The organism is Lactobacillus sp. B4015, assembly GCF_026536055.1.
Taxonomy (GTDB): domain Bacteria; phylum Bacillota; class Bacilli; order Lactobacillales; family Lactobacillaceae; genus Lactobacillus; species Lactobacillus panisapium.
In genome coordinates this window covers 13,583-29,786 of sequence record NZ_JAFNOY010000005.1, presented here as the reverse complement: position 1 = coordinate 29,786, position 16,204 = coordinate 13,583, and the positions used below count along the sequence as shown (strand labels likewise).

Annotated in this window: 12 protein-coding genes; 7 read left to right on the top strand and 5 right to left on the bottom strand. The window is 35.6% G+C overall.

Annotated elements, in window-relative coordinates:
- The first annotated feature begins 140 nt into the window (after positions 1–140).
- The 4 genes from lepA (at position 141) to J3U71_RS05975 (ending at position 5,841) form a co-directional block, all read left to right on the top strand.
- The gene (lepA, locus tag J3U71_RS05990) at positions 141–1,973 is read left to right on the top strand and encodes a translation elongation factor 4 (RefSeq protein WP_267393079.1); all 1,833 of its coding nucleotides are present in this window, start codon (positions 141–143) and stop codon (positions 1,971–1,973) included.
- 68 nt (positions 1,974–2,041) lie between these two features.
- Positions 2,042–4,318 carry a single-stranded-DNA-specific exonuclease RecJ gene (gene recJ, locus J3U71_RS05985; RefSeq protein ID WP_267393355.1) on the top strand — a complete coding sequence of 759 codons (2,277 nt, stop codon included), beginning with the start codon at positions 2,042–2,044 and terminating at the stop codon, positions 4,316–4,318.
- A gap of 101 nt (positions 4,319–4,419) precedes the next feature.
- On the top strand, positions 4,420–4,947 hold the full coding sequence (locus tag J3U71_RS05980; RefSeq protein ID WP_220268055.1) for an adenine phosphoribosyltransferase: 528 nt from the start codon (positions 4,420–4,422) through the stop codon (positions 4,945–4,947).
- Positions 4,948–5,325: 378 nt separating this feature from the next.
- Entirely contained in the window at positions 5,326–5,841 is a 516-nt protein-coding gene (locus J3U71_RS05975) for a GNAT family N-acetyltransferase (protein WP_220219758.1), read from the top strand.
- Between the two features lie 284 nt (positions 5,842–6,125).
- Here J3U71_RS05975 and J3U71_RS05970 read toward each other — a convergent pair whose 3' ends face one another.
- Positions 6,126–6,422 (bottom strand): helix-turn-helix domain-containing protein, encoded by a 297-nt coding sequence (locus J3U71_RS05970; RefSeq protein WP_267393076.1) that lies wholly within the window; start codon positions 6,420–6,422, stop codon positions 6,126–6,128.
- Positions 6,423–6,727: 305 nt separating this feature from the next.
- Entirely contained in the window at positions 6,728–9,001 is a 2,274-nt protein-coding gene (locus J3U71_RS05965; RefSeq protein ID WP_267393074.1) for an HAD-IC family P-type ATPase, read from the bottom strand.
- A 323-nt stretch (positions 9,002–9,324) separates the two neighbouring features.
- Here J3U71_RS05965 and J3U71_RS05960 point away from each other — a divergent pair, with 323 nt between their 5' ends.
- Positions 9,325–9,660, top strand: a complete 336-nt coding sequence (locus J3U71_RS05960; protein ID WP_267385499.1) for a YxeA family protein — start codon at positions 9,325–9,327, stop codon at positions 9,658–9,660.
- Between the two features lie 91 nt (positions 9,661–9,751).
- Here J3U71_RS05960 and J3U71_RS05955 read toward each other — a convergent pair whose 3' ends face one another.
- Together J3U71_RS05955 and eno are read right to left on the bottom strand one after the other, a co-directional pair.
- Positions 9,752–10,294, bottom strand: a complete 543-nt coding sequence (locus J3U71_RS05955; RefSeq protein WP_267393072.1) for a hypothetical protein — start codon at positions 10,292–10,294, stop codon at positions 9,752–9,754.
- Between the two features lie 111 nt (positions 10,295–10,405).
- A complete protein-coding gene (gene eno / locus J3U71_RS05950) occupies positions 10,406–11,692 on the bottom strand; it encodes a phosphopyruvate hydratase (protein WP_103751734.1) in 1,287 nt (428 codons plus the stop codon).
- 244 nt (positions 11,693–11,936) lie between these two features.
- On the opposite strand from eno, the gene J3U71_RS05945 reads away from it, so the two are divergent.
- Positions 11,937–12,767, top strand: coding sequence for a DegV family protein (locus J3U71_RS05945; protein WP_267393070.1), 831 nt, complete (start codon positions 11,937–11,939; stop codon positions 12,765–12,767).
- Between the two features lie 283 nt (positions 12,768–13,050).
- Positions 13,051–14,601 (top strand): L-lactate permease, encoded by a 1,551-nt coding sequence (locus J3U71_RS05940; RefSeq protein ID WP_258562368.1) that lies wholly within the window; start codon positions 13,051–13,053, stop codon positions 14,599–14,601.
- A gap of 159 nt (positions 14,602–14,760) precedes the next feature.
- On the opposite strand, the gene J3U71_RS05935 is transcribed toward J3U71_RS05940, so the two are convergent.
- Positions 14,761–15,315, bottom strand: coding sequence for a phosphatase PAP2 family protein (locus J3U71_RS05935; protein ID WP_220269689.1), 555 nt, complete (start codon positions 15,313–15,315; stop codon positions 14,761–14,763).
- Positions 15,316–16,204 lie beyond the last annotated feature (889 nt).

Below are 16,204 nucleotides of genomic sequence, written 5' to 3'. Positions count from 1 at the left end.
AATGAGTTAGTTTTTTCCATATTGTGAAATTAACAAAAATGATTTAATACAATACAGACTGTATCCTTTGATCAATTCATTTATCATGGTCGCTGAATTTGCTATAATAATAAAGATAGAGTAAAGGGTGCAAATAACATATGGATATTAAAAAACTACAAGATTATCAAAAACATATTCGTAACTTTTCAATTGTAGCGCATATTGACCATGGTAAATCCACAATTGCCGATCGAATTTTAGAATTGACGGATACTGTTTCAGAACGCCAATTAAAAAACCAAATGCTTGATGACATGCCACTTGAGCGTCAACGGGGAATTACCATTAAAATGAATTCTGTTGAAATAAAGTATCATGCTCAGGATGGAGAAGATTACATTTTTCATTTAATCGATACACCAGGACACGTGGACTTTTCGTATGAAGTTTCTCGTTCGCTTGCAGCTTGCGAAGGAGCCTTGTTGGTTGTTGATGCGTCCCAAGGTGTTCAGGCTCAAACTTTGGCTAACACCTATTTGGCCATTGACGATGACCTTGAAATTCTACCAGTCATTAATAAAATTGATTTACCTTCAGCCAATCCTGACCAAGCAAAAGAAGAAATCACTGAGATGCTTGGAATTGATGCAAGCAACGCGGCCGAAGTATCTGGAAAAACTGGCCAAGGTATTGCCAATTTACTTGAACAAATAGTGCAGGATATTCCGGCACCAGATGGTTCTCTGACTAATCCGCTTAAAGCACTTATTTTCGATTCAAAATATGATGATTATCGTGGTGTAGTATTATCTGTGCGGATTAAAGAGGGAACGGTCAAACCTGGTGATCACATCAAAATTATGAACACAGGTAAAGAATACGAGGTTACTGAAGTCGGTGTTTCGAGTCCTCACTCCGTGAAGAAGGATATTTTAATTGCGGGAGATGTCGGTTATTTAACTGCTAATATTAAATCTGTCCGTGAGACTCGAGTAGGTGATACAATCACCTCTGCAGAAAAGCCAACGGCTGAACCATTACCTGGTTATCGCCAGATTCCGCCAATGGTATATTCCGGAATGTACCCAGTTGATAATTCTAAATATGATGATTTAAAAGAAGCATTACAAAAGCTGCAGTTAAATGATGCCGCGCTGGAATTTGAACCTGAAACTTCTACGGCATTGGGATTCGGTTTCCGTTGTGGTTTCTTAGGTCTTTTACATATGGACGTTGTCCAGGAGCGACTAGAGCAAGAATTTAACCTTGATTTAATTATGACTGCTCCTTCGGTTGATTACCATGCAATTATGAATGATGGCTCGACTAAGGTAATCGATAATCCATCTGATCTTCCTTCAGCCGGTGAATATAAAGAAGTTCAAGAGCCTTATGTTAAAGCCGAGGTCATGGTTCCAAATGACTTTGTCGGTCCGGTAATGGAACTGTGTCAGCGTAAGCGTGGCGACTTTGTAACCATGGATTATTTAGATAAATACCGCGTTAACGTGATTTATAATATGCCGCTTGCAGAAATTATTTATGACTTTTTTGATGATTTGAAGTCGTCAACTAAAGGATATGCTTCACTTGATTATGAAATAACTGGGTACCGCGCTACTGATTTAGTTAAAATTGATATTTTGCTGAATAAACAAGTGATTGATGCATTGAGCTTTATTGCACATCGCGATGAAGCACAAAATCGTGCTAGACAAATGACTTCTTTATTGAAGAAGTTAATTCCGCGGCAAAACTTTGAAGTTGATATTCAAGGAGCGATTGGTGCAAAAATCATTTCTCGAGCTACAGTCAAGCCATACCGGAAGGATGTTACCTGGAAAATCCATACTGGTGATCCAGACCGCCGGGCTAAATTACTTGAAAAGCAAAAACGTGGTAAAAAACGGATGAAAGCAGTTGGTCGTGTTGAAGTACCACAAGATGCTTTCATGGCAGTTCTCCGTATGAACGATGATGATTTGAAATAACTTTTGTCAGGCGGTTAATTAAACTGCCTGATTTTCTTCTGATTGGAAAAAGGCTAATTATTTAAATGATAGATTGGAAACAGCGCTCTGGAAAAGAGTTAGCTCCCGAATTAATTGAAAAATATCAACTTAGTGAGATTGAGGCAAAATTACTTGCTCAGCGTAATCTTAATACTGATGAGCAGTTGGACTTTTGGTTTAATGCGACTGAAGAGGATTTAGCAGATCCAACTTTAATGCATGACATGACTAAGGCTGTCGAAAGAATTAATCTGGCGATTGATAATGGTGAAAAAATAACTATTTATGGTGACTACGATGCAGATGGAATAACTGCAACTAGTATTATGATGGAAACTTTGACGATTCTAGGGGCAGATGTTCATTTTTATATTCCTGACCGTTTTCGGGATGGTTATGGCCCAAATATGGCAGCCTACCAGAAGATTGTTGCTGATGGAACCAAACTGATTATTACGGTTGACAATGGTATAACTGGTGTAAATGAAGTGGCTTATGCCAAAGAACACGGGGTTGATACAATTATTACCGATCACCATAAAATTCAGGAAGAAGTGCCGGATAGCTATGCCATCGTTCACTGTAATTATCCTGGACAGTCTTATCCTTTTGATGATTATTGCGGTGCAGGTGTTGCATACACTATTTGCCGTGAGTTAATGCAGGATCCAATGACTGAACTGCTAGAATTGGCGATGATTGGAACAATTGTTGATATGGTTAAGGTTTCCGGTGAAGGCCATATCATTGTTAAGCAGGGATTAAAGGTAATTAATCAGACCGAAAGACCCGGTTTGCGCTGTTTAATCAAAAATGCTGGACTTAGTTTTGGCCAAATTAATGAAACCGATATTGGCTTTAATATTGCACCACGTTTAAATGCCGTTGGACGGCTTGACAATGCCGAGTTAGCAGTTGATTTACTTTTGAGTGAAAGTGAAGAAGAAGCCCAGGAAATTGCCGATCGAGTTGAGAAACTAAATGATCAACGAAAGGAATTAACTGAACAAGTATTTAAGAGCTGTTTAGAGCAAATTAAAAGTAACAGTTGGCAAACAAAAAAAACACTAGTTATTTATGATCCCAACTTTCATGAGGGTGTTCTTGGGTTAGTTGCCAATAAAATTGTGGAGCATGTTCGCAAGCCAACAATTGTCTTAACGAAAAATGATGCTGGCATTGTTAAAGGCTCGGGTAGATCGATTGCGGGTTTTAATCTCTTTGAAGCACTTGACCCCATGAAAAAAGAACTGTTTCTAAAATTTGGTGGACATGATTTTGCTTGCGGCCTTTCAATGGAAGAAAGTAAAGTCGATGATTTACGACAGTCTTTTGAAAAAAGCTATCAAACACCTGTTAGCTCAATGACTGAATATTATGATTTTGAGTTACCTTTTAGCGGGTTGAGTACAAAGACGATGGCTGAAATCAAAAAGGTTGGACCATTCGGGACAGATAATGAAGAACCAATATTTAGTATTAGTCACCCAGAAATATGCAGTTGTTTCTTCATGGGCAAAGATAAGAATCATATTAAACTAACAGTTGTAAAAAACAACACTAAGCTTGAAGTTGTTGGCTTTAATAAGAAGTACCTTACACGAACCCTCTTGCCATATATTGACCAGCTCTTCATTCAATTAGGAGAAAATTGCTACCGCAAACAAGTTAAGCTGCAAGGAGTAATGAAAGGAATAGTTTTCGCAGCACCGCAATTAAGTGTGGCTCAAGATGTAGTCGACCTCCGACAAGAAAAGTATGTTATGGGATTTGCGGATAAATATTTATTGTTTGATGAAAAAAATAAAGCAGTAGCTGCCAATCGGTATGATCTAGATCCTTCTAAGATTACTTTGGTCAATGAATATGATGATGAGGGTGAAATAGCTGTATTCTTAGATGCGCCCCATAATCAAAATGAATTTGATTTGGCGCTGAATAATCATTTTGGCCAGCTATATTTGCGTTTCTTACTAGATCAATTGCCAGTAGAAAATATTCCGGTTAAAAGTGCATTCGAACAAGTATTGAAGTATGTGTATCAACACCCGGGCTTGGCTGCAGATGACTACCGGCAGGTAGCTCCATATCTAGGCTTGGATTATAATAGTATTTTATTTATTCTACGCGTTTTCTTTGAACTAAAGTTTATTAAAATGGACCAAGATAAAATATTCGGTATCAAGAATCCACTTAAGCAGCCACTTACGGCTTCAAAATATTTTAGTGCAACTCGTTCACAAATTAATTTTGTACAACGGCTTAGAAAAATGGCGAGTTCTAAACTCTTAATGTACGTGAATGAGCAATTAAAACAACATTAACTTTTAAGGCTTTTAATGCTTTTAATTAGAAAGTCTGCTAGAATAGAAAGGTCAAAAGAAGCTTTAGAAAAGCGAATGAAGTTTTGGAGGTTTTTCTTCTTATGGCAAACATTTTTGAAAAACACATTGCAAGTGTTAAGGACTTTCCTAATGAAGGGATAATATTTAGGGATATAACTCCTATCTTGCAAGATGGAAAGGTATTTCAAGAAGCCACACATGAATTGGCAAATTATGCTAAGAAAAGAAGGGCGGACGTAATTGTTGGCCCTGAAGCTCGCGGTTTTATTGTTGGTTGTCCGGTGGCAACTGAATTAGGAATTGGTTTTGTTCCCGCTAGAAAGCCTCATAAGCTTCCTCGAGAAGTTGAACGCGCATCTTATGATTTAGAATATGGTTCAAATAGTCTCGAAATGCATAAGGATGCAATTAAGCCGGGTCAACGTGTAGTTATCTGTGATGACCTACTTGCAACTGCAGGAACCCTTCGTGCATGCAAGCGGTTGATTGAAAATCTAGGTGGTGAACTTGTGGGGGCTGCCTTTTACGTTGAATTACCGGATTTAAAGGGAAGAGAGAAACTGCCTGATCTAGATGTTTTCTCACTTGTCCAATATCACGGTGCTTAACACCATTATAAAAGCTGATGCTTTAGCATAGGTTTTTATTTTAAACTATTTAATTTTTATTTGTTAATTTGAGCATAGAGCCAGTTAATTCCTAGATTCAGTAATTAACTGGCTTTTTAGTTTTGATTGAGATATCAAATTCTTTTGATAATAATATATGGTATTAAGCTACAGGCTTTTAATATAAAAATCAAACATATTTTTAATTTTTGCATCATTGACATGTTGATATAGCAGGCTTGGTGGCATAAATAAACTGTATAAATTAAAAACTTTTTAGCTTTGCAAAATTTCTCCTAAATAGGAGTCAAAATTTTTTACAACTGCAACTTCAATATATATAATGGTGCGGTATTTCAAAAAAGGAGAATAAGAATTTTGCAATTAAGAAAAGCAACGATGGCCGATTTCGACCAAATCATAACTATTTTGAAAGACGGTGCTAATCAGTTAGCAGAACATGGTGTAGATCAATGGCAGGGCGATTATCCTTCGCATGATCAGATTAAGGAAGATATCAAGAATGGTTGGGCATATCTAGCTGTCTCGGATGATCATGAGACAGTCGGTGCAATTGCTATTGTGGATGGGCCTGACCATGTATATGATAATTTAAATGGTAAGTGGCTTTGCGACACAGATAATTATGTTGTTATTCACCGTGTTGCAATTAAATCTGAGCACGCTGGCAAGGGTTATGCGACCCAATTATTGAATTCCGTGATTAACAAGATCAGGCAAAGCGATAAAGTTGATTCAATTCGAATCGATACGCACGAAGATAATAAGGCTATGCAACATTTGATTAATAAAATGGGTTTTACTCAAGTTGGCAAGCTGCATGGTGCATACCGTCCAGACGAAACTTCTTATGTTTATGAGCTGAAGAAATAACTGTTTTTAAAAGGAAAAGATCTCTATTTTGATCTTTTATTGTTTACAGCATTTATTTAGTGTTATAAAAATTATTTTTTACTCAAACCTTGAGGCTAACTAACCTGAAAGGGGGTGGTGCTATAGTCACCCAGTAAAGACTTTTTGTTTTAAAAATTGACATTCTTGTCAATAGCTCACTATTTTTTATTTATACTTTTTCACAAAAACACCTTAAAAGATATATAACATTGATATTCTTTAAGTAAAACCTGACCCAGAAAATAATTCTGGATCAGGCTTTTTTATTTGAATTCGGCTCTTACATCATTTGGTAATTTGTGAGCTTTCTTTTTAAATTTATTATAATAGCATGTTTTATTACTGATTCCTACTTGTTCGGTTATTTCGGAAATAGGCATTTTAGTTGATATTAGCATATTATAAGCATCAAGCAATTTCCGGTCTTTTAATGCTTCGGAAAAAGACAGGCCGGTATATTTTTTAAATTGGCTCCCTAAATATGCACGGTTATAACTGGATTCTTCAGCCAGCTTATTTAAATTGCAATCTTTCGGATTTTTAGTAATTTCATTAAGCATGTATAAAACTAAGTTGGGTGTTTGCTTTTGAACGGTGTCATCAAAATACAGATTGGTATTTCTGGATAAAAATTAAGGAAAGAACATAAGTAACTGTCAATTAACATTTTAAAGAACTTTTGTGGATGAAAGTATTCCTTAATAATTACCTCATCTATTACTTTTATAGTTCTTTTATATAAAAACTTTGATATCTTAAATACTTGCTCAAATCTATTTCTAAAAGAAGTAATCAATTGATACTTAATTAAACCAAAAAACTGGATCCTTCATTTAGGAATCCAGCTTTAGCAGTATTGTAAAAGTTATCTATTTTTCATAATCGGTTGGTAGAACAAATCAATTACGATTGCGGCAAGTAGTGCCACGATAAAGACTAACAGTAAATTCATCCAACTAATCTTAGTCATTGCAATTCCGAATATTGCCAAGATGATCGTTAAGATAATATCTCCTAATTGAGTTAGTCCAACCGCTTTAGAAGGATAGTCTTGCCAGAAATAACGTTTTGTTCTGGTAATCATAATAATAAACATTGCGCTTAAAACAAGGTAGACATAGACCATCGTTGAAATTGTTCCGTGGCTCCAACCATGAGTATTAAGGTAAGCAATAGCGATAATACCAACTATCGTCCAGCCAGAAGCTAGCGAAAAGGCTATTTTAGCTAATTTGGCCATGTTCCAATTTTCAGGCTGATAAGTAATATGTGTTCTGTCGGTTCCAATCATCATCGTCACCATATTATTCATGATGGTGTAAATGACCATTGCGTTTAGTGCCATTGGGATATAGTCAAAGAAAAGGTAGCCAAAGGTTAATAGCATTGTTAATTGAGCGGTTCTGGCTAATTTAGTTAATGACCAGGTAGTCATTCGTTGATAAACCCGGTGACCAGCATCTAAAATTTTGACAATTGAAGTGAGACCATCGTTAAGTAAAACCATCTTACCAGAACGTTTAGCAACATCGGCTGCGTTTGATACAGCGATACCAACTTCTGCTTGACGCAGAGCAGGGGAGTCATTGACACCATCACCAGTCATACCGACAATATAACCTTTTTGCTGGAAAAATTTCACCATTTTTAACTTATCCTCTGGTAAAACATCCGCAATACCAGCTAATTTGCTAGTATCAGTTTGATCATTAAAGTCGTGAATCGAAATGACTTCTCCTTTAAGGTCGACCTCGCGAGCTACAGCTTCGGCTGTTTTTTGGTTATCACCAGTTAACATGATTGGTAAAACGCCGCGCTTTTTCAATTCTGCCAATGCTTGTTTGGAATCAGACCGTACTTGGTCTTGAAGAATAAAAACGCCAGCTAATTTGTCATCAATTAAAAGGGCTACCGAACGACCGGCGCCAAAGTCAATTTCCTTAATCTTGTCATTGGCAGCTTTGTCGATTAGGGACAGCTGCTTAAAAGAACCAAGTTTAACGTTATGGTCATCAATTTGGGCCATTGAATAACCTGTGCCAGATGTAAAGGGAGTAAAATTGTCGCTTGTCCTAATAGTTAAACCTAATTTAGAGACATAATCATCGATTGCATTGTCAATAATTTTTTTATTTCTTTGATCTGTAGCTGCAGAAGCAAGCTCTAAAACGGTTTTATCGTCTAGATTACTAAAATTGGTCCAGTTAGAGACAGCCGTTTTGTTTTCGGTAATTGTTCCCGTTTTATCAAGTAACAATAAGTTCAAATTGGCTGCGTCTTGAATTCCCGTTAAATCAGAAGTTAATACGCCTTCTTTACTCAGCCGAGTTGCTTCAAACGAGTTTGAGAGGGCAAAAGTGGATGGCATTGCCACAGGAATTGATGCAATAAACATCATAGCCAAGAATGGCAACATGTTAATTAAGTTATTCAGATCGCCACCCTTGAAGAAGGAGGCAATGACAATAACTAGTGTTAAGATACCATCTAATATACAAAGATAATAAATAATTTTAGTAAGTAATTGTTGTAAGTGACCGGGGGCAGCAGAATTATTGATCAGGTTAATTGTTTTACCAGAACGGGAATTGGCACCGGTGGCAGTTACGATAGCTAAACCGTTGCCCTCAATCACTGTTGTACCAGCAAAGCCAGTGTCATCTTGCCCTTTACTAACAGTTTTAGCTTCACCAGTAATTGAACTCTCGTCAAATGAAACTTGGCCACTAATAATTTTAACGTCAGCTGCTAAAACATCACCAGCCTGAATGCTGATTAAATCACCAGTTACTAAATACTTTGAATCAATATTTTGCCATTTACCATCACGCTCAACTGAAACTTTTGGTGTCAGTTTATGTGAAATATTGTTTAAAACGCGGCGGGATTGCTTTTTCTTAGAAGCACCATTCCACGCTGCAAACAAAAGCATTAACAAAACAAATAATGATTGAATCCATTTACCTAGAATACATTCTAGAATTAAGGCAGCTTCCAAAATCCAGGCTGACAAGTTCCATAGCTTAGATAAAAATTCTTTGAAAAAGTTAAATTGTGGTTCAGGAACTTCATTTAACCCATTTTGTTTGAGGAGCTTATCTGCTTGGGCTTGAGTCAAGCCACTATTTTTTTCAGACATAATTTTCCTTCCTTACCTTTATTAATTCATAGTCTAAATTAGCATAATTACACAGTTATTTCTAGCTAATAAGCTGAGGTAACGTTTCCAATTATTCTAAATAAATTTCGACTTTTTAAAGTTATTTTAAGATAAGGCGATTTGTATTTTAAAAGTAACCGTATACTATTAATCTATATCTAAAGTTATCTTTGTACTGGCTTTTAAAACTGATAAAAAGTTTTTTCCTATTTATTAGTTTTTAAACGGTTAAGTGAATAAATACCATTGAGAAGGCAATAGTTTAGACCAATTTTAATAGTTAACGAATGAGGAGAATAAATATGACAAGTAAAAAATTGAAGATTATCATTGTCACAGCAATTGTTCTTTTGCTGTGTGTGCCGTTTGTTTTTCATAATTCAATTTCCGATAGGTTCAATCCATTGATTGCGGAAACAATCAGCTATGCGGAGGTTCCGCAAAATACGCAAAAATATTATTCTGTCCAATCTTTCAATCCAACAAATGGGAAATTACTACCTTATAAAATTAAGTACGTGGGCGGATATTCACCTAACGAAAAATACATTGCTATTGATCATAAGGGCCAATATGTGCGCTCAATTGAGTATATTAGTAAAAAAGAATTTTTGGCAGCCAAGAAAAAAGCTGAATAACAATAAAAAAAGTCCTGCTGTTAAACTAACGCCATAAAAAGCTATCTGCTATGGAATTTAGCTTAATAAGCCGGACTCTTTTTTTGCCAGGTTAAAATAGTCTAATGTCGGTTGGTTCTTTTTTGATATTAGCAATATTAGCAAAATGGTGTTCCCACTGATTAGTTTTGTGTTTAATTGCATCTTGCTTTAATAGGAAATTGAGCAGGATTAATTTATCAGAAGCATCCAAAAAGAGGTAACTTTGCGGAATCGCAATTGACGGTAATATTTGTCTTATTTTTGACAATGCAACTTTCTCCATTGAAGTAGTTGCAAGAATAGGGAGGATACAACCCGTATTTTTGGGAAGGAAGTAATCATAAATCTCATTAAAATCATCATGTTGGATATTCTGACCAATCTTAGCTAAGACTTGCGCATTGTCACGAATCGCCGGGGCGCAAGTCAAAAATAACTGAATGCCTCCCTGAGGACCAGTTGTGTAAACAAAGGCCTGAAATTTTTCCTTAAAAAATCTTTTGCGGTACTCAATAATTTTAGTTCCTTGTAAGATCTGGTTGACGTATTCTGGATGAATTGACATTAGTAGTGTTGGTAACTGGGGATCATAAAAATTACTTATTTTTTTCATAGATATTAACCGTTAAAAATTTTATTTTTATAAATTATAACACTTGCAAAAACAAAATTGGGTATACAAAAAGCCTGCAATACTGCAGGCTTTTTATTGAATTAAAACTAATTAATCCTTGTCAACGCTGTCTGGGAATGTAGCTAAACGTTCACCTTCACCGAGTTCTTCTTCGATTTCAAGTAAACGGTTGTACTTTTCAACACGTTCTGAACGAGCTGGGGCACCAGTCTTAAGTTGACCACCGTTAACAGCAACAGCAAAGTCAGCGATGAATGTGTCACCAGTTTCACCTGAACGATGAGAAATCATGGTGTTGTAACCATTCTTACGTGAAAGACGGATAGTTTCCAAAGTTTCAGTAACAGTACCGATTTGGTTCAATTTGATTAATGATGCGTTACCTGCACCTTCCTTGATAGCTTTAGTTAAAAGCTTAGGATTAGTACAAATGAAGTCATCTAACACAATTTGAATTCTGTCTTTATGGCTTTGAGTGAATTTGATCATACCATCAACATCGTTTTCATCGTATGGGTCTTCAATTGAAATCAATTCTGGGAACTCATCAAGCAACTTGTCGTAGTATTCTGCTAATTGTTCATCGTCAAATACCTTACCTTCGAAGTGGTACTTGCCGTCTTCTTTGTTGTAGAAGTATGAAGCAGCACAGTCACAAGCAATGGCAATGTCTTCACCAGGCTTATAACCAGCTTTAACGATAGCATCGTGTAAAGCTTGTAAAGCTTCTTCAGAATTCTTCATGTTAGGAGCGAAACCACCTTCGTCACCGAGGCCAGTTTCGTAACCCATGTCTTCAAGAACTTTCTTCAAAGTGTGGTAAGTGTTAACAATCTTTTCAAAACCATCACGGAATGAAGTCTTCTTAACTGGGGTAATCATGAATTCTTGTACATCAATACCGTTGTCTGCGTGCTCACCACCGTTAATAACGTTGTGGAAAGTTTGTGGCATTTCAAGGTCAGTACCGCCAAGGTATCTGTACAAAGGTTGGTGACTGTCTTTAGCAGCTGCATCAGCAGTAGCCATTGACACACCTAAAATAGCATTAGCACCAAGTTCAGCCTTGTTTGGTGTACCATCTAATTCGATCATAACACGGTCGATATTAGCTTGGTCGTGTGGGTCTAATCCCTTTAAAGCTTCAGCAATCTTAGTATTAACATTGTTAACTGCTTTAGAAACACCTTTACCACCAACACGGTCGCCGCCATCACGTAATTCAACTGCTTCGTTTTCACCAGTTGAAGCACCTGATGGAACTTCAGCCTTACCTACGACACCGTTTGAAAGAGTAACAAAAGCTTCTACAGTTGGGTTACCACGTGAATCATAGATTTCCAGTGCATGAACATTTTCAATGACTGATTTTAACATCTAAAAACCTCCTAAATAATAAATGCTGTACTAACGTCTAGTACATACATTAAGAGGAGCAAGGGCTCCATCTCTACAGAACAAATTTTAGCCTAACTTTGTGATTATGTAAACATTTGTAAACGATTTCTAGTGTTAAAAAAATTTAAAAAGATTTTGTCGCTTTTTTAAGTAATTTGCTTTATCATTTAGCTATACATTTTTAAGTTTGAATGGTTTATTTTCTATATAAGGATGCTTTTTTATGGAAGAAGTAAAATTAATAATTGATTCTGGCTCTAATGATCGTGCTAGTGAAAAGTTAACAGTTGTTCCTTTAACAGTCACAATTGTAGGTAAAGATTTCCTTGATAATGAAGATCTTGATATGGATGACTTTTTAAGTAGCATGGAAACAAACACAGAAGAAGGAAGAACCTCTTGTCCAAGCATTGATGAATGGCTTAAAGCTCTTGAAGGTAGTAAACGAGCTATTATGTTAACAATTACTAGTGGCTTAAGTGGTAGTTTCTCATCAGCTTACCAGGCAAAACAAATTTATGAAAAAGATAATCCGGGTAGCAAGGTAATCGTGGTTGATTCCCGAACAGCTGGCCCAGAAATTTCAATTATAAGGGAAGAAATTGAGCGTCTAGTTAATAGTAAAACAAGATTTGTAGACATCGAACAAAAAATTTCGCAATATAAAACGCACACTCATCTGTTGGTTATTTTGCAATCATTACATAATCTAGCGTTAAATGGTCGGGTCAATATTGCAGTGGCCAAGGTTGCCAAAATGTTAAATATTGACGTGGTTGGAACAGCCAGTAATGAAGGCAAGCTTGAGCCCATCTCAAAAGTGCGGGGAATGAAACGAGCATTTAAAGAAGTTCTAAAATTAATGGGAGAGCGCAAATACCGTGGTGGACGAGTAATTATTGATCAGTGTCGAAATGAGAAGGACGCAGAAACTTTAAAGCAAAAGATCCTTTCTCTTTATCCGCAAGCTGATATTATTATTCGATCGATGCGCGGATTATGTTCCTTTTACGCTGAAGAGGGCAGTTTGATGATTGGCTTTGATGACTTATAAATTACGAATTATTTATTATGAGATTAACTTTTTTGCAGAGTTAATCTCTTTTTTAGTAGTATTTTTGGCTTAAATATGCGACTTATAGAAAGCGTTTACAATAATTGGCATAATCCTGTTTAAATCTATTTTTTAGCATGCTAAAATACCTTTATGGGTAATAATTTATATTTTACTTTATTGTATGTGTTTTAGGGAACAAATAATACTTTTTCGTGTAATTTTTAATTTTTAAGGAATTATCTTATTCCATTTTTTGAATAAATAAACGGAGGAAATTAGAATGGATATAGTTAAAACAGTTATTGCCCTTATTCCCATAGTCTGGTTAGTCATTTCTTTGGGTGTTTTTCATGTACGTGGAGACGTTGCCTGTGCGGTTGGACTTATTGTTACAATTGTGCTTAGTATTTTTGGCTTTAACTTTTCGTTTATAAATAGTATTACTGCTGGTATGGATGGAATTATGATGGCAATTTGGCCAATTATTTATGTAATCATATCGGCTCTTTTTATTTACAATATTAGTAAGAAATCGGGCGGACTTGATACAATCATGTCAATGCTTACTTCGATCACAAAAGATATGAGAATTTTAGTACTGATTCTTGCTTGGGGCTTAGGTGGATTTCTAGAAGCAGTTGCGGGCTTTGGCACTTCAGTTGCTATCCCGGCAAGTATTCTTATCATTTTAGGAATGAACCCAATTAAAGCTGCAGTTGTGTGTCTTATTGCCAATACAGCACCAACTGCTTTTGGTGCTGTAGGTTTACCGATTACAACTTTGGCAAAGGTTACAGGGCTTGAAACTACGCAATTATCTTATTTTGTAGCTATTCAATTGTTCTTTTTGATTGTGATTATTCCGTTCGTTTTGGTGATGCTTACTTCAGGGAAGGGCCTGAAATCTTTTAAAGGAAATGGCGTACTTTTTTCAACGTTTATGGCCGGCTTTACATTTGCAGTTCCACAAATATTCATTACTAAATATATGGGGCCAGAGTTACCTTCAATCGTAGGCGCGATTATTTGTATTCTGTCTTTGGTTTTCATCACTAGACTATATGCTAATAAAAGACAAGAAACACCAGTGCAGCCTAATATTGAGGCTGGTACAAAAACGACTGGAGATAAAATTAAAGCATGGATACCATTTATTTTGGTATTCGTCTTAATTATTTTTACCTCTTCACTGTTTCCATCAATCAAGGGTGCTTTAGCTAGTGTCAAAACGAGTTTTCACTTCTACAATGGCATTGGTGCCAAACCAGTCGACATTGACTGGCTATCATCTCCTGGTACCTTGATTCTGCTATCAAGTTTCATTGGTGGTGCTATTCAAGGGTTATCATTAAAAGAGATGGTTTTAGTGCTATTTGACACCATCAAACAACTGACTAAAACTATTGTAACGGTTTGTGCTATTGTAGGCTTGTCAAAAGTAATGGGTTATAGTGGCATGATTACTATCATCGCAATCAGCTTGGTTAAATTAACTGGTCCTTTTTACCCAGTAATTTCGCCAATCATTGGTGTTCTAGGAATTTTTATTACCGGTAGTGATACTTCTGCTAACGTATTGTTCGGAGCCTTGCAAGTACAAGCAGCTCAAGCATTAAGTGTTAATACTTATTGGCTAGCGGCGGCTAACATGGCTGGTGCAACAGCCGGTAAAATGATTTCTCCCCAAAGTATTGCTATTGCAACAGGTGCCACTAAGCTTGAAGGGAAAGAAGGCGTACTTCTAAAAAAGGCTCTTCCATATTGTGCAGTGTATACACTAGCACTGTGTGTAATTGTTTTTGTACTTGGTAAGATACTCTACATGTTATAAAGAAGATTAATGAAATATTGACTTTATCTTATTTTGCAAAACAGTTATCTGTTATTGCAGGTAAAGACTTTTTTAAGGACTAATTTAATTTTTTAAATTAGTCTTTTTTTGCATATAAAAATAATGCTTACTTTGTTTTAGTTTAATTAGTTGATTTTATTACAGTAGCAAAAGAAAAAATTGCTGCGACAAGGTAAAGCATAAGACTGCTAATGAAGTTGCACCAATTACATCTGAAGGGTAGTGGGCTTTAAGACTAATGCGTGAAATGACTACCATAATCCAGATCGCAAACAGAGTGATTAAAAGTTTACTACCAAATTGATTTGCAAATATTTTCCATAAAATCAGGACCATTATGGTTGTTCCTAAAACATGACCACTAGGAAAGCTATAACCGTCTTCGAGATTAGAATGTTTAATAGGACGTTTTCGATGCATCCATTTCTTAAGCAGTAGCCCTGTTAAGTCAGTAAAGCCTAGTGTGAATAGCACCCAAAAAGCAGTTAGATTTTTTTCTTCATTAATTAAAAAGCTGGCAAGAAAAATATCCCAAACTACTAAAAGTTTAGGGTCATTGATAAAAGCAATTACTTGCCAGCTAAAACCATTATGTCGCCTAACTAATTTGTGGTGGAGCCAATGGTCAAACAGGTTAAAGCGGCGTGAGTTCCTAATGTTAAATATAAGTAGCACCAGTATTAGAGCAGACATAATTGCAATCCAGATGTTTAAATACAAGACAAACCCCTACCTATCAAACTTTATTCGACTGTATTTTACCAGTTGCCAAGGTTTCAATATACTTTAAAGGACACTCTTGAGTAAAACTTAAGGAAATTGCTAATAAAAGGTAATTTATTAAATTAGTTAGTTAAATAAAACTATTAATTTTGCAAGTAACTTTAGCAAGGCAAGTATCTGATTAATCTAAAATTTTATATAAAACCTAGATCAGATTATTTTTAAACTAAGCCTTTAAATCTAGCTTAAAGTAAATACTATTCCTGAATAAAATGCAAAAATAAAAGTAATATTATAGTAATTATAAAAAATATTTTACTTATAATTGTAGATTGAAAATTCCGACCCTAGATTAATTTGAAATATAAAACGGTTTTTAAGTCGGTAGTTATTTAATTCTCTTGTTTTGAAATTGTTTAGTGACTGTACGTTATTGTCATATCACTATCATTGCCGAAAACAAATCTATCCTTTTAATTAAATTGTAGCAATCTGGTCAAGATTTTATTACCTAAAAGCACTCTTTAAAAATTGCTGTTAATAAATTTAATAGCTATATAAAATGGGATAGTCTATGAGGCTCTGAGAATGACAGTAACTCTGTAAGTAAATAGCTTGGAAAATTACCGATATTCAAGGACTTGTAATTTTACAAATTATTTATTTGATCATTGGTATTACTGGATTAGAGGTAAATAGACATACCCCGCAAGCTAATTTTTATTAACAAATTAAATTATGAACCAATTTCAATGTATTTGTGCAGAGTCTTTTTGGAATTAAATTGATATAAAATTTATTTACGATTCAATGGCTTATCGTGGAAGCGCGACCAATTAGTCAGAAGACAGAAGACGCC

What these genes read in the sequence shown, in the direction of transcription:
- J3U71_RS05940 (WP_258562368.1), top strand. Translation starts at nt 13,051, where the DNA reads ATGGATATAGTTAAAACAGTTATTGCCCTTATTCCCATAGTCTGGTTA.
- J3U71_RS05945 (WP_267393070.1), top strand. Translation starts at nt 11,937, where the DNA reads ATGGAAGAAGTAAAATTAATAATTGATTCTGGCTCTAATGATCGTGCT.
- J3U71_RS05960 (WP_267385499.1), top strand. Translation starts at nt 9,325, where the DNA reads ATGACAAGTAAAAAATTGAAGATTATCATTGTCACAGCAATTGTTCTT.
- eno (WP_103751734.1), bottom strand. Translation starts at nt 11,692, where the DNA reads ATGTTAAAATCAGTCATTGAAAATGTTCATGCACTGGAAATCTATGAT.
- J3U71_RS05955 (WP_267393072.1), bottom strand. Translation starts at nt 10,294, where the DNA reads ATGAAAAAAATAAGTAATTTTTATGATCCCCAGTTACCAACACTACTA.
- J3U71_RS05980 (WP_220268055.1), top strand. Translation starts at nt 4,420, where the DNA reads ATGGCAAACATTTTTGAAAAACACATTGCAAGTGTTAAGGACTTTCCT.
- J3U71_RS05970 (WP_267393076.1), bottom strand. Translation starts at nt 6,422, where the DNA reads ATGCTTAATGAAATTACTAAAAATCCGAAAGATTGCAATTTAAATAAG.
- lepA (WP_267393079.1), top strand. Translation starts at nt 141, where the DNA reads ATGGATATTAAAAAACTACAAGATTATCAAAAACATATTCGTAACTTT.
- J3U71_RS05935 (WP_220269689.1), bottom strand. Translation starts at nt 15,315, where the DNA reads ATGTCTGCTCTAATACTGGTGCTACTTATATTTAACATTAGGAACTCA.
- J3U71_RS05965 (WP_267393074.1), bottom strand. Translation starts at nt 9,001, where the DNA reads ATGTCTGAAAAAAATAGTGGCTTGACTCAAGCCCAAGCAGATAAGCTC.